The following is a 13,142-nucleotide window of genomic DNA, read 5'->3' on the forward strand; positions in this document are numbered from 1 at the left end:
AGCCGGGCCGACCCGTCGATCTTCGCCGTCCCCCGGACGGGTGCCCGACGCGCCGCAGCGGACCGAGAGTGGCTGAAACCGGACACGAACGGGACGCAGAGAGGCCCGGCGGCCGGCTGGGGGGCCGGCCGCCGGGGCAGCGATGTGTGGGGTTGTGCCGTCAGCGGTCGCCGGGCGCGTTGATCGCGCCACCCGCGCCACCGACCTCGCCGTTCGGCATCAGGCCGTCGGTCTGCAGGTGGATCACGCCGTAGTCGTAGCCGTGGCGGCGGTAGACGACGCTGGGCTGACCGCTGTCCTTCTCCACGAAGAGGTAGAAGTCGTGGCCGACCAGCTCCATCTCGAAGAGCGCCTGATCGAGCGTCATCGGCGAGGCGCCGTGCGTCTTCTCACGGACCACCAGCGGTCCGTCGCCCTCCACGTCCAGCGGGCCGGCCTTGGACCTGCGCACCGGCGGCTCGGCCAGCTCCTCCGCGGTCGCCGTACCCGGCAGGGCCGCGATCCGCGCCGTCGCCTCGGCGACGCTGAGCGGAGTGGTGCGGGCCCCGTGGTGCACGCGGCGGCGGTCGGCGGACTTGCGCAGCTGCGCGTCGAGCTTCGCCGAGGCCAGATCGAGCGCCGCGTACGGATCGGCGGCAGAGGCCTCGGCCCGGATCACCGGCCCACGGGTGCGGACGGTGATCTCCACGCGCTCGGACCGGTCGGCCTGGCGCGGGTTGTGTTCCTTGGACACCTCGACGTCGAGGCTGATCACCTTGCCGTCGAACTTCTGGACCTTCTCCAGCTTCTCGGCCACGTGCTCGCGGAACCTCTTGGGCACCTCGGTCTTGCGGCCCTTGACGACGATGTCCACGCAGAACTCCGATCCCTCGTGCTGTCGCCGGCCCGGAGTCGTACCGGACCGGGCTGAGACCCAGCCTGACCAGCCAATCTGTCGCCGGCCCCGCACTGCGCCGCGAACGGCGTTGCGAGCTGGGCCCTCACTCCACTTCCTCCCCACCAGGGACGCTTGAAACCCCCGGGAGCCTCATCAGACACCCCAGGCGGGTTTTTCGCCTCTCCAGCGGACCATAGGCGGAGTTGAGTCGGCCGGACAGCTGTTCTCCCCTGTCTACCCTCAATCGAGTGAAGTGGCGGTAAATATCTGGACAACTCCGCCCAGACGGCCCACGCTGGGCTCACCACAGCCGGTCGCAAGCCGTCGAGGAGGTTGCCATCACTCCGCTGACGTCTCCCCTGCACGCGTTGCTCGATCTTGTGCTGCCCACGCCCTGCGAGGGCTGCGGAGCCGAGGTCGGCGGCCAACTCTGTCCCGACTGCCGTGAGCTGCTGGCCGGCCTGCACGGGCGGCGGGCCGGTCCGAGCCCGGCGCCGGCGGGCCTGCCGCCGGTGCACTCCTGCGCCGTCTACGGCGATCCGGTGCGCCGACTGCTGCTCGCGCACAAGGAGCGCGGCGCATTACGGCTGGCGGGCCCGCTGGGCGCCGTCCTCGCCACCGCGGTCACCTCGGCCCTCCCCGGCGCGTACCGCGGCGGCGGCCTCCTGCTGGTCCCGGTGCCGTCGGCCCGGGCCGCCGTGCGGGCCCGCGGCCACGATCCGATGCTGCGCCTGGCCCGGTGCGCCGCGCGGGAGTTGAGTCGCTCAGGGCTGGCCTGCCGGGTCGGCCCGGCGCTGCGCCCGGTCCGCCGGGTCGCCGACCAGGCCGGGCTGGGCGCCGCCGCCCGGCACCGCAATCTGCACGGCGCACTGACCGTACCGGCGCGGCTGCACCCCCGGCTGGCCGACCGTCAGATCATCCTGGTGGACGATCTGGTCACCACCGGCGCCAGCCTCACCGAGGCGGCCCGGGCACTGACCGCCGCCGGCGCGCCGCCCCTCGCGGCGGCGACGATCGCCGCCACCGCGCGCCGGGCGGGCCGGGTGCCCGCCGTCGTCCACCGCCGCCGTCAGCCCGGGTAGGTCGGCAGGACCCCGTTCGTCGCGTACGACCGCCACTGCCACTGAGCGTTGCCGCTCAGCCCGTAGATGGTGTGCTCCTGGTCCTGCGAGTCCGCGAGCACCGGGTCCGTACGGGACTCCGAGGCGGCCACCGCCGTCATCCCGTCCACCGCCTGCAGCGGCGTCTCGACGATCTGCGAGCCGTCCGTGCCCACGTAGTGCAGCTGCGTGATGCTGTCCTTCTCCTTGCCCAGCACCAGCAGCAGGTCGGTGTCGGCCCAGGAGACCGAGACGACGTCGGACAGCTGCGGAGCGAGCTGGCGGACGGTGCTGATCTGCACCGCCGGCGCCTGGGGCGAGCCGGCGTGGGTCACCAGTCCCAGCCACAGGCTGATCGCCCCGGTGCCGTCCTTGAGCAGCAGCGCCGCCCGGGTGCCGTCCGAGGAGAGCCGGATCCCGTCCACCGTGCGATCCGCGGGGATGTCCAACGTGGCCACCGTGCGGGTCTGACCCCGGATCAGCAGGACCGCGGGCGCCACCGGGTTCCGGTCCACCACCCAGAGTCCGCCGTAGCCGTCCCAGCTGGGCGAGGCGAAACCCTGGCCGGGGGCTGTGGCGCCGCTGACGACCACCGGCTGGCCGAGCTTGTCGCTGTCCGTCAGGCCGACCTCGAAGAGCGACTTGCCGTCCTGACTGACCACGGCCGCGACCTTGTTGTCGCGCTTGACCGCGAACTCGCCCACCAGGTGCTGGGCCGTCGGAGCCAGATCGGCGGGCAGGTGGGCCGCCCCGAACGGTCCCGGAACCGTGGTGTTGGAGTCCTGCCCGGACAGCCGCATCAGCACGCCGTCGCTCGGGCGGCGGAAGTACGCCGGGGTGCTGCCGCCGGACCCGCCGGCCAGCGCGCCGGGCGCGTACGCCGACACCCGCGCCTGGGCGGAGGTCAGCTGGCAGAGGGCGGCCCCGTGCCGACCGGTCAGCGTCACCTGGTCGATCGAGCCGCTGCCGCCCTGGCTGGCCAGGGTGAAGTAGAGCTGTGCCGCTATCAACTGGCACTTGCCGCCGCTGATGTCGGTCCCGTCGACCTGCACCCGCGGATCGCGCGGGTCGTCCCCGGCGACCGGCCCGACGATCTTGGCGCCGTCGAACGCGGAGTGGACGGCGGGCGCGAGCCAGTCGGAGGCACCCTCGGCCAGCGCGTTGGCCGCGGCGCTGGCCGGGTCTATCCGACGCCGCAGGTAGATCGGGTCCGGCACCAGCACCGGCTGCTGCGGGCCGGTGGCGCTCGGGTCGGAGGCCGTGTAGAAGTACCGGTCGACCTGCTGGTAGGTGTTGCCGAAGTTGGTCTGGTTCAGGATCAGCTGGTCCGGCAGGTCGTCGATCCGCCACTCCGCCTTGGTCGAACTGTCCTTGCCGTTGGCGTCCTTGGCGATGTTGACCAGGGTGAAGGCGGCCTCATAGGGCGTGCTCGGGACCGCAGTGAAGGTGTGTTTGCCGTCCAGCTGCCCGACCTGCGAGGACTTGATCGAGACCTCGGTGCCCGCGGTGTCGGACTCCACCACGGGCGGACCCGGCGTGGTGTTCTGCAGCACCACGACGCCGTCGGCCGGCTTCCACTTCTTGGCGCCGTCCGGCGTCAGGTACTGCATCGCGGTGGTGTAGTTGCGCTCGTCGGCTATCGAGGCGTCCAGGAAGTTCTGCACCACCTCGCGGGGACTCAGGCCGTCCCGGGGAGGCACCGGGATCACCCGGACCTGCACGCCGTTGTCGCCGCCGACGCCCTGCACCGGGTCGACCCGCTGCGGGTCGCCGGTGTCCGGCATGGTGGCGCACCCGGCCGCGAGCAGCACGGTCACCACGGTCCAGACCCCCCGGACAGCGGGTCTAATCCTGCTGGTCCCCACCCTGTGACCCCTCCGTTTTCCCTGTCGAGGACGATCCGGTCGCCCCGGACGCCCCGCCGGACGGCTGGTGGTGCGCACGGTCGACGACCACGTGGGCACCGCCGGCACCGTACCCCGCAGCCGCTGCCCGGACGTCCGACGGGTCCGCCGCCGGTCCCTTGGGCAGCACCCTGGGACCCAGCCCAGGACCGATGCTCAGTACTCCGCCCAGCCCCGGGCCGAACCCGCCGCCGAGCCCACCGGGGGTCTCCGGGATGACCGTCGGCTCACCGGTGACGGTCAGCGCCGTCGCCCCGGAGGGCCGCACCGCGCGCTGGTACGGCGTGCCCTGGGCGCGCAGACCGCGGTTGTAGCGCGAGTCCTCGGGCTCCAGCCGGAACGGCGCCCGGCCGATCTCGCCGCCGCGGGTGCGCGGCAGGGTCAGCCGGAAGTGCGAGCCGCCACCGGGCTCGCCCCAGGCCTGAAGCCAGCCGCCGTGCAGATGGGCGTCCTCGACCGCGATGGAGAGCCCGAGGCCGGTACCGCCGGTGGTCCGCACCCGGGACGGGTCCGCCCGCCAGAAGCGGTGGAAGACCCGGGAGGCCTCACCGGGCTTGAGCCCGATGCCGTAGTCCCGGACGCCGACCGCGACGGCACCGCCGGCCGAGCCGAACTGGATCACCAGGTCCCGGCCCTCGCCGTGCTCCAGCGCGTTCACCACCAGGTTGCGCATGATCCGCTCGATCCGGCGCGAGTCGACCTCGGCGACCACCGGCTCCTCGGCACCGCGCAGCAGCACGGCGCTGCCCTTGAGCCGGGCCAGCGGGTCGGCCGACTCGACCACCCGGGCCACGATGTCGCGCAGGTCCACCGGCTCGGCGTCCAGGATCGCGGCACCGGCGTCGAACCTGCTGATCTCCAGCAGGTCGGCGAGCAGCGACTCGAAGCGGTCCAGTTGTCCCTGCAGCAGCTCGGCCGAGCGGGCCGCCATCGGGTCCAGGTCCTCGCGGCTGTCGTAGATCAGGTCCGCGGCCATCCGCACGGTGGTCAGCGGGGTGCGCAGCTCGTGCGAGACGTCCGAGACGAAGCGCCGCTGCACCCGGGAGAGCTCCTCCAGCTGGCGGATCTGGGTCTGCAGCGCCCCGCCCATCCGGTTGAAGGACTCGCCGAGCCGGGCGATGTCGTCCGTCCCGGTGACCTTCATCCGCTCTTCCAGGTGCCCGTCGGCGAGCCGTTCGGCGATCCCGGCCGCCATCCGGACCGGCGTGACGACCTGGCGGACCACCAGCCAGGCGATGCCGCCGAGCAGCGCGACGATGAAGACGCCCGCGGTGGCCAGGGTGCCGGCGACCAGGCCCAGGGTCTTGTCCTCCTGCGCGAAGGAGAAGGCGAAGTAGAGCTGGTAGTCGGTGTTCTGCGGACCGCGCAGCTGCTCGCCGATCACCAGGCCGCGCTCCGAGGTGACCTGCCCGGAGCTGGACTTGCGGTGGATCACGGTGGTCTGCTGCTGCGGCACACCCGGCTCCTTGCGGACGTCGTCCTGCAGGCGCGCGGAGATGCTGCCGAGCGTGACGTCACCGCTGACCCGGGCCAGGCTCAGTGCGGAGCTGCTGACCGCGTTCTGATCGGTGGAGGGCACCAGTCCGACCACCGAGTAGACGCCCTGCCCGCCGCTGGCCAGGCTGGCGACCTGGTTGGTCAGCCAGGTCCCGGTCTCGTTGGGGCTGGGGTCCCCGGTGTTCCCGCTCTTGGCGCGGGTGTCGGCCAGCTGGTCGCTCTGCTGCTGGGCGATGGTGAAACCGCCGCGCGCCTGTCCCTGCGCGGCGTGCTCCTTGGCGGTCAGCAGACCGTTCCGGACCTGCGCCATCACCACGATGCCCAGCACCACGACGAGCGCCACCGAGAGCAGCAGGGTGGCGGCGACCACGCGCAGCTGGATGGAGCGCCGGTACAGGGCCGACACCCGGTTGACCGGACGCCGGAGCTGGCGGGCGAACAGCCCGAACACCGAGAGCGGTATCCGGTGGGAGCCCGACGCCGCCGGGCTGTCCTCCCCGCCGGCCGCCGGGCCGGTCGGGGAGGAGCGGACATCGTGCGTCACGTCAGCTGGGCCCGGCCTTGTAGCCGACACCGCGGACGGTGACCACGATCTCCGGACGCTCCGGGTCCTTCTCGATCTTGGACCGCAGGCGCTGGACGTGCACGTTCACCAGACGAGTGTCCGCAGCGTGCCGGTAGCCCCAGACCTGCTCCAGGAGCACCTCGCGGGTGAACACCTGCCACGGCTTGCGGGCCAGCGCGACCAGCAGGTCGAACTCCAGCGGGGTCAGCGGGATGCCCCGGCCCTCCCGCTTCACGGAGTGCCCGGCCACGTCGATGACCAGGTCACCGATGGTGAGCTGCTCGGGGGTGGGTTCCTCGGCCCGGCGCAACCGGGCGCGGACCCGAGCCACCAGCTCCTTGGGCTTGAACGGCTTGACGACGTAGTCGTCGGCGCCCGACTCCAGGCCCACCACGATGTCGACCGTGTCGGTCTTCGCGGTGAGCATCACGATGGGTACGCCGGACTCCGCCCTGATCTGCCGCGCGACGTCGATGCCGTCCCGTCCGGGCAGCATCAGGTCGAGCAGGACCAGGTCCGGCTTGGTCTCCCGGAAGACGGCAAGCGCCTTGTCCCCATCGGCGACGAAAAACGGTTCAAAACCCTCACCACGCAGCACAATGCCGAGCATCTCGGCGAGTGCGGTGTCGTCATCTACGACGAGGACGCGACCTTTCATGCGCCCATCCTCTCATTACCCGATTGTGACCTGCCGCACAGCAGTGCCATTTTCCGTGCCGCCACTCCGTCGAGACCGCCCATATCCACCCAAACTCCCCACTAGACCGGCCCTGCCGACTCCGTTGTCGATCAGCAACCAGGCACCTCTGGGGCGCCTCTCGCCACCATGGCACGATGGGCGGCACGAACGCGCCACACCACCATCCTGGGGCACCGCCCCGCGCCGAGGAGCAGTGATGACCGACACCCCGGGCTGGGTCTCCCCCAGCTCGTCCGCCCCCGAGCCCGAGGACACCCGGCCGCCGGCCGCGACTCCCGCCGGCCCGGACGGTACGTCGGCGTCCTCGGACCCCGGTCAGCCCGCAGACCGGGCTCCCGAACGGCCCACCCCGCCGCCCTACGCGGGCACGCCGTACGGCGACCCGCAGATCCCGCATCAGCAGGGCGGTCAGCCGCCGCAGCAGGGCTGGAGCGCTCCGCAGCGGTGGGGAACGCAGCCCGGCTGGGGGCAGCAGCCCGGTGGGCAGTTCCCCGGCTGGGGCGCGCCGCCGAGCCCGAAGCCCGGCGTCATCCCGCTGCGCCCGCTGAGCGTCGGCGAGATCCTGGACGGCTCGATCTCCACCGTCCGCAAGCACTGGCGCACCGTTCTCGGCCTCTCGCTGGTCGTCGCGGTGCTGACGAACACCACCCTGGCCGCCGTGAGCTGGTACACCCAGGGCAGCGGCACCGGCTGGACGGCGGTGGTCGCGTTCGGCGCGGCCGTCGTCCTCGACCTGCTGGCCAGCCTGATCCTCACCGCGCTGCTGACCATGGTGATCAGCAAGGCCATCGTCGGTGAGTCGATCACCCTCGGCCCCGCCTGGCGGGCCGCCCGCCCGCAGCTCCCGAAGTTGCTGGGCGTCAGCCTGCTGGTGCCCCTGATCGTGGTCGGCATCGTGGCCGCCTCCTCCATCCCGCTGTTCGTCGCGAGCCTGGCCGACAGCCAGAGTCCGCTCGCCGCCCTGATCGGCGTCCCCGTGCTGCTCGGCGGGCTGGGCGTCGCGATCTGGACGGGCGTGCGGCTCAGCCTCGCCGCGCCCGCCCTGATGCTGGAGAAGCAGGGCGTCCTGGCCGCCATGGCGCGCTCCCGGCGGCTGGTGCGCGGTTCCTGGTGGCGGATCCTCGGGGTGACGCTGCTCGGCTACGTGCTCACCTTCCTGCTCACCGACATGATCGCCATCCCGTTCAGCGTGCTGGCCGCCATCGTCGGTGGCACCCCCTTCGCCCTCGGCAGCGCCTCGGCCACGACGACCTTCGCGGCCCTGGTCATCTCGACCATCGGCGCCATCCTCGGCTCGCTGTTGAGCTACCCGGTCACGGCCGGCATCAGCGTGCTGCTCTACGTCGACCAGCGGATCCGCCGCGAGGGCCTGGACATCGAACTGGCCCGCGCGGCCGGCCTGCCGGAGTACGGCAGCGCCGACCGGCCCGCACCGCCCACCGGAGCCTGATCGCCTTGCCCAACTGGGGGGAACGGGCGCTGGCGGCAGTCGGCAGCCCGGTGACCGTGCCGCGCGATCCGGCCCGGGAGGCCGCGCGCAACGAGCTGCTCGACCCGGCGTACCACCGACACGACCCGAGCCTGACGCAGCGGATCACCGACTGGCTCTGGGCCCAGCTGGACCGGTTGCTCGGCGGGATCGGCTCGGTCGCCGACAGCGGCGCCACCGGTCTGATCTTCTTCCTGGTGATCGCCGTGCTGATCGGCGCGGCCCTGTGGTGGCGGCTCGGACGTCCCGGACGCGCCGCGCGGACCACCGCCGCCCTCTTCACCGCCGACGGTCCGCGCACTGCCGCCCAGTTCCGCGCGGCGGCCCGCGGGCACGCCGAGGCCGGCGACTGGCCGCAGGCGGTCCGGGAGCAGATGCGCGCCCTGGTCCGCGCGCTGGAGGAACGCACCCTGCTGGACGCCCGCCCCGGCCGCACCGCGGACGAGGCCGCCGCCGAGGCCGGCCGGTTCCTGCCCGAGCACGCCGCCGCCCTGCGCGCGGCAGCCCGTTCCTTCGACGACGTCGCGTTCGGCGACCGTGTCGCACAGGTCTCGGACTACCAGCTGCTGGCCGAACTGGACGACCGGCTGGAACGCACCCGCCCCACCGCGGGAGGCCCGGCATGACGACCACCACCCCCGGGCCCACCACCCTCACGCCGACCCTCTCCCAGCTCTGGCGCCGCTCCCGCTGGTTCCTGGCCGGCGCGCTGGTCCTGCTGCTGGCGGCCCTGCTGATCGGCGGCCTGGGCGGCAGCGGCGGCTACCCCGCGCTCGACCCGCGCTCCGCCGACCCGGACGGCGCCCGGGCGACCGCGCAGCTGCTCCGCCGGCAGGGCGTCACCGTCGACCCGGTCGACACCCCGGCCGCACTCGACGCGTCCCCCGGAGCCGACACCGTCCTGCTCCCGCTGCCCGATCTGCTGACCCCGGACCAGCTCCGCGACCTGGCCGCCGCCGGGCACCGCCGCCTGGTGCTGATCGATCCCGGCGACACTGCGCTCGGCATCCTCGCTCCCGGGGTGCACCCGGCCGAGACGGCAGGCATCCCGCTGAGCATCGCCTCCGCCAGTACCGCGCCCGACTGCCCGCTCCCCGAGGCCCAGCTGGCCGGCAGCGCCGAGCTCGGCGGGCAGCTCTACGACCTCGACGCCGGCACCACCGGCTGCTACCCCCGCGAGGGCCACCCGGCACTCGCGGAGGCCCCCGGCAGCGGCGGCACCGAGGTGATCGTGCTCGGCTCGGGCCGCTTCCTCACCAACCAGGCGCTCGCCCAGGACGGCAACGCCTCGCTGGCGCTCGGGCTGCTCGGCTCGCAGCCGCAGCTCACCTGGTACCTGCCGGACTACAGCAGCGTGCCGCAGCAGGCCGGGCAGCGCAGTTTCACCGACCTGATACCCGCCGGCTGGTCCTGGGGCGCCCTCCAACTGGCCGTGGCGGCCGTCCTGGCAGCACTCTGGCGAGCCCGGCGACTCGGCCCGGTGGTCAGCGAGCAGCTCCCGGTGGTGGTGCGCGCCGCCGAGACCACCGAGGGCCGCGCCCGGCTCTACCAGCGTGCCAAGGCCCGCGGACAGGCCGCCGAAAGCCTGCGCCGGGCCGCCCGGCACCGGTTGGCCCCCGTCCTGGGCGTGCCGGTGACCGCCGGCGAACCGGACGGCACCGCACTGCTCGCCGCCCTCGCCGACCGGCTGGACCGCCGGTCCCCGGACCAGCGCGACCCCGGCGGGCCGCACACCCTGCTGTACGGCCCGCCGCCCACCGACGACGCCGCGCTGCTGCGGCTCGCCGACGACCTCGATGCCCTGGAAAGGCAGGTACGACAGCCGTGACCGAGCAGTCCGCCCCCGCAGCACCCGTCGACACCGCCGCGCCGCACTCCGACCCCCGGCAGGCGCTGACCGCGCTGCGCGCCGAGATCGGCAAGGCCGTGGTCGGCCAGGACGCCGCCGTCACGGGCCTGGTGGTCGCCCTGCTGTGCGGGGGCCACGTCCTGCTCGAAGGCGTCCCCGGCGTGGCGAAGACACTGCTGGTCCGCACCCTGTCCACCGCCCTGAGCCTGGGCACCAAGCGCATCCAGTTCACGCCCGACCTGATGCCCGGTGACGTCACCGGCTCGCTGGTCTACGACGCTCGCACCGCCGAGTTCTCCTTCCAGCCCGGCCCGGTCTTCACCAACCTGCTGCTCGCCGACGAGATCAACCGGACGCCGCCCAAGACCCAGGCCTCGCTGCTGGAGGCCATGGAGGAGCGGCAGGTCACGGTGGACGGCGAGGCGCGCCCGCTGCCCGTCCCGTTCCTGGTCGCGGCAACGCAGAACCCGCTGGAGTACGAGGGCACCTACCCGCTGCCCGAAGCCCAACTCGACCGCTTCCTGCTCAAGTTGATCCTCCCGCTGCCCACCCGCGAGCAGGAGTTCCAGGTGCTCAGCCGGCATGCGGCCGGCTTCGACCCGCGCGACCTGCACGCCGCCGGGGTACGCCCGGTGGCCGGCCCCGCCGACCTGGCGGCCGCCCGCGAGGCCATCGCCGAACTGACCGTCTCGCCCGAGGTTCTCGCGTACATCGTCGACCTGTGCCGGGCCACCCGGCAGTCGCCGTCGCTCTCCATAGGCGTCTCGCCGCGCGGCGCCACCGCGCTGCTCAGCACCGCCCGCGCCTGGGCCTGGCTGGCCGGCCGCGACTACGTGACGCCCGACGACGTCAAGGCGCTCGCGCTGCCGACCCTGCGCCACCGCGTCCAGCTGCGCGCCGAGGCCGAGATGGAGGGGGTCACCGCCGATTCGGTCATCCAGGCCGTGCTGGCGCAGACCCCCGCCCCGCGCTGACCCATCCGTCCTTCCCTCATGTCGCTCTAGGAGTCCGTCATGGCCCTCACCGGCCGCACTGCACTGCTCGCCGCACTCGGCGCGTTGGTGGTGGGACTCCTGCTGCCCTCGTGGCTGGGCATCGCGGCGGTCGGGCTGCCGCTGCTCGCCGCGATCGCGGCCGACCTGCTGCTCGCCGCGCCCGTCAGCAGCCTGCGGCTCACCCGGGAGGGCGACACCTCGGTCCGGCTCGGCGAGGACGCCGACATCGCGCTGAGCGTCGGCAACCCCTCCGGGCGCCCGCTGCGGGCCGCGGTGCGCGACGCCTGGCCGCCGTCCGCCTTCGGTCCGGGGACGGAGCTGTCCGCCTCGCGCCACCAGCTGCGCGTCCCGCCCGGCGAGCGGCGCCGGGTCACCACCCGGCTCACCCCGACCCGGCGCGGCGACCAGCACGCCCACCGGGTGACGATCCGTTCGCTGGGCCCGCTCGGCCTGGCAGGACGTCAGGGATCGCACGACGTCCCGTGGACGCTGCGGGCCCTGCCCCCGTTCACCAGCCGCAAGCACCTGCCGTCGCGGCTCGCCCGACTGCGCGAACTGGACGGCCGGACCTCGCTGTTGACGCGCGGACAGGGCACCGAGTTCGACAGCCTGCGGGAGTACCTGCCCGGCGACGACATACGCTCCATCGACTGGCGGGCCAGCGCCCGGCGGCACACCGTCGCCGTCCGCACCTGGCGACCGGAGCGCGACCGGCACATCCTCATCGTGCTGGACACCGGCCGCACCTCGGCCGGCCGGGTCGGCGACGCCCCACGCCTGGACGCGGCGCTCGACGCCGCGCTGCTGCTCACCGCGCTCGCCACCAAGGCGGGCGACCGGGTCGACCTGCTCGCCCACGACCTGCACCGGCGCGGCGCCGTACTGGGCCGGTCGGCCGCCCAGGTGCTGCCCGCGTTCACCAACGCGATGGCCGTACTGGAACCGGCCCTGGTCGAGACCGACCTGCGCGCGCTGACCGCCGCCGCCCTGCGGCTCGCGCCGCGGCGCTCACTGATCGTCCTGCTGACCGGCCTGGACGCCGGGTCGGCGGAGGAGGGGCTGCTACCGCTGCTCCCCCGCCTCACCCAGCGCCACGAAGTCCTGGTCGCCGCGGTGGCCGACCCTCGGCTGGACACGCTCGCGGCCGGCCGCGGCACCCTGCCCGCCGTCTACGGCGCGGCCGCGGCCGAGCAGACCCGGGCCGACCGCCGAGCCGTCGCGAACCGGCTCACCCGGCACGGCGCGACCGTACTGGACGCCCCGCCGGCCGCGCTACCGCCGGCCCTGGCCGACGCCTACCTCGCGCTCAAGGCCGCCGGACGGCTCTGAGGCCGGTCAGCGCCCCGGCTTGATCCAGACGTGCGCCCGGCCGGTCTCCGTCTCCGTCTCGGCCTCAGTGCTCTCCGGCTTCTCCTCGCGGTTGTCCCGCAGCCAGTCAGAGATGCCCTTGGAGAGCGCCGCAGCGGACGACTTGTCCCCGTGGAACGCCTCGCGCGCCGCCTGGTAGGCGAACCACCGCTCGACGTACGCGAGCCAGGCGTCCTCGCTCGGCGCGAAGTGCATGGTGACCCTCGGGTGGGCGCGAAGCCAGTTCATCACCGTCGGCGACTTGTGCGTGAAGTAGTTGTCGCAGATCAGGTGAACCTCACCGACCTCCGGCAACTGGCTGTCCAGCTGCGTCAGGAAGCGGCGGAACTCCACTCCGCGCCGACGGCGGTGCAGCGTCCCGAGCACCTTCTCGGTCGTGGTGTCGAGACTGGCGAGCAACGCCTTGACGGTGGGCGGCAGCGGCTCGTCCCGCAGCTCCTGCAGCGCATCGCGGAGCTTGGGACGGAGTACCGTCTCGGCATCCACATGCAGCGCGAGGACCCGCTCGGGCGGGGCCAGGTACATCCCGGCCACCTCGTGCGACGTCTCCATCACAAAGGGGTCGGTGGACAAGCTGAAGGGCTCGATACGCGGCTGGGGTTCGGGGCGGGCCTTAGGACCTGGTCTTGCCATACCCCGATCGTATGCCGGGCGACGGGTGTTCCACGACCAAGCCGGACCGCGACCCGGGCCGGCCGACTGCCCGGAAACGCAAAGAACCCCCATCCGATTTCTCGGATGGGGGTTCTTTGGAATGATTGTTCGGCGGCGTCCTACTCTCCCACAGGGTCCCCCCTG

General features: G+C 73.4%; 11 protein-coding genes. 6 read left to right on the plus strand and 5 right to left on the minus strand.

Annotated elements, in window-relative coordinates; translation table 11 throughout:
• Positions 1 to 160: 160 nt before the first annotated feature.
• Positions 161 to 853, minus strand: a complete 693-nt coding sequence (gene raiA, locus P3T37_RS23350; RefSeq protein WP_280725744.1) for a ribosome-associated translation inhibitor RaiA — start codon at positions 851 to 853, stop codon at positions 161 to 163.
• Between the two features lie 392 nt (positions 854 to 1,245).
• Here raiA and P3T37_RS23355 point away from each other — a divergent pair, with 392 nt between their 5' ends.
• Positions 1,246 to 1,959 (plus strand): phosphoribosyltransferase family protein, encoded by a 714-nt coding sequence (locus P3T37_RS23355; protein WP_280725745.1) that lies wholly within the window; start codon positions 1,246 to 1,248, stop codon positions 1,957 to 1,959.
• Here the strand turns inward: P3T37_RS23355 and P3T37_RS23360 are convergent.
• The 3 genes from P3T37_RS23360 to mtrA all read right to left on the minus strand — a co-directional run bounded on the left by P3T37_RS23360 (position 1,947) and on the right by mtrA (position 6,601).
• Positions 1,947 to 3,797 carry an LpqB family beta-propeller domain-containing protein gene (locus P3T37_RS23360; RefSeq protein WP_280725746.1) on the minus strand — a complete coding sequence of 617 codons (1,851 nt, stop codon included), beginning with the start codon at positions 3,795 to 3,797 and terminating at the stop codon, positions 1,947 to 1,949. The genes P3T37_RS23355 and P3T37_RS23360 overlap by 13 nt on opposite strands.
• Positions 3,798 to 3,822: 25 nt before the next feature.
• Positions 3,823 to 5,829 carry an MtrAB system histidine kinase MtrB gene (mtrB, locus tag P3T37_RS23365; protein WP_280725767.1) on the minus strand — a complete coding sequence of 669 codons (2,007 nt, stop codon included), beginning with the start codon at positions 5,827 to 5,829 and terminating at the stop codon, positions 3,823 to 3,825.
• A gap of 94 nt (positions 5,830 to 5,923) precedes the next feature.
• On the minus strand, positions 5,924 to 6,601 hold the full coding sequence (mtrA, locus tag P3T37_RS23370) for an MtrAB system response regulator MtrA (RefSeq protein ID WP_280725747.1): 678 nt from the start codon (positions 6,599 to 6,601) through the stop codon (positions 5,924 to 5,926).
• Between the two features lie 238 nt (positions 6,602 to 6,839).
• On the opposite strand from mtrA, the gene P3T37_RS23375 reads away from it, so the two are divergent.
• The 5 genes from P3T37_RS23375 (at position 6,840) to P3T37_RS23395 (ending at position 12,305) form a co-directional block, all read left to right on the plus strand.
• A complete protein-coding gene (locus P3T37_RS23375) occupies positions 6,840 to 8,093 on the plus strand; it encodes a hypothetical protein (protein WP_280725748.1) in 1,254 nt (417 codons plus the stop codon).
• 5 nt (positions 8,094 to 8,098) lie between these two features.
• Complete coding sequence (locus P3T37_RS23380; protein WP_280725749.1) at positions 8,099 to 8,758, plus strand: DUF4129 domain-containing protein; 660 nt, start codon at positions 8,099 to 8,101, stop codon at positions 8,756 to 8,758.
• Entirely contained in the window at positions 8,755 to 9,960 is a 1,206-nt protein-coding gene (locus tag P3T37_RS23385; protein WP_280725750.1) for a DUF4350 domain-containing protein, read from the plus strand. Before P3T37_RS23380 ends, P3T37_RS23385 begins: the two co-directional genes overlap by 4 nt.
• Positions 9,961 to 10,025: 65 nt before the next feature.
• Positions 10,026 to 10,955, plus strand: a complete 930-nt coding sequence (locus tag P3T37_RS23390) for a MoxR family ATPase (protein WP_280725768.1) — start codon at positions 10,026 to 10,028, stop codon at positions 10,953 to 10,955.
• Between the two features lie 39 nt (positions 10,956 to 10,994).
• The gene (locus P3T37_RS23395) at positions 10,995 to 12,305 is read left to right on the plus strand and encodes a DUF58 domain-containing protein (RefSeq protein ID WP_280725751.1); all 1,311 of its coding nucleotides are present in this window, start codon (positions 10,995 to 10,997) and stop codon (positions 12,303 to 12,305) included.
• Positions 12,306 to 12,311: 6 nt separating this feature from the next.
• Here the strand turns inward: P3T37_RS23395 and P3T37_RS23400 are convergent, their stop codons facing one another.
• Entirely contained in the window at positions 12,312 to 12,896 is a 585-nt protein-coding gene (locus tag P3T37_RS23400; RefSeq protein ID WP_280725752.1) for a transposase, read from the minus strand.
• Positions 12,897 to 13,142 lie beyond the last annotated feature (246 nt).

Source organism: Kitasatospora sp. MAA4 (genome assembly GCF_029893355.1).
Lineage (GTDB): Bacteria > Actinomycetota > Actinomycetes > Streptomycetales > Streptomycetaceae > Kitasatospora.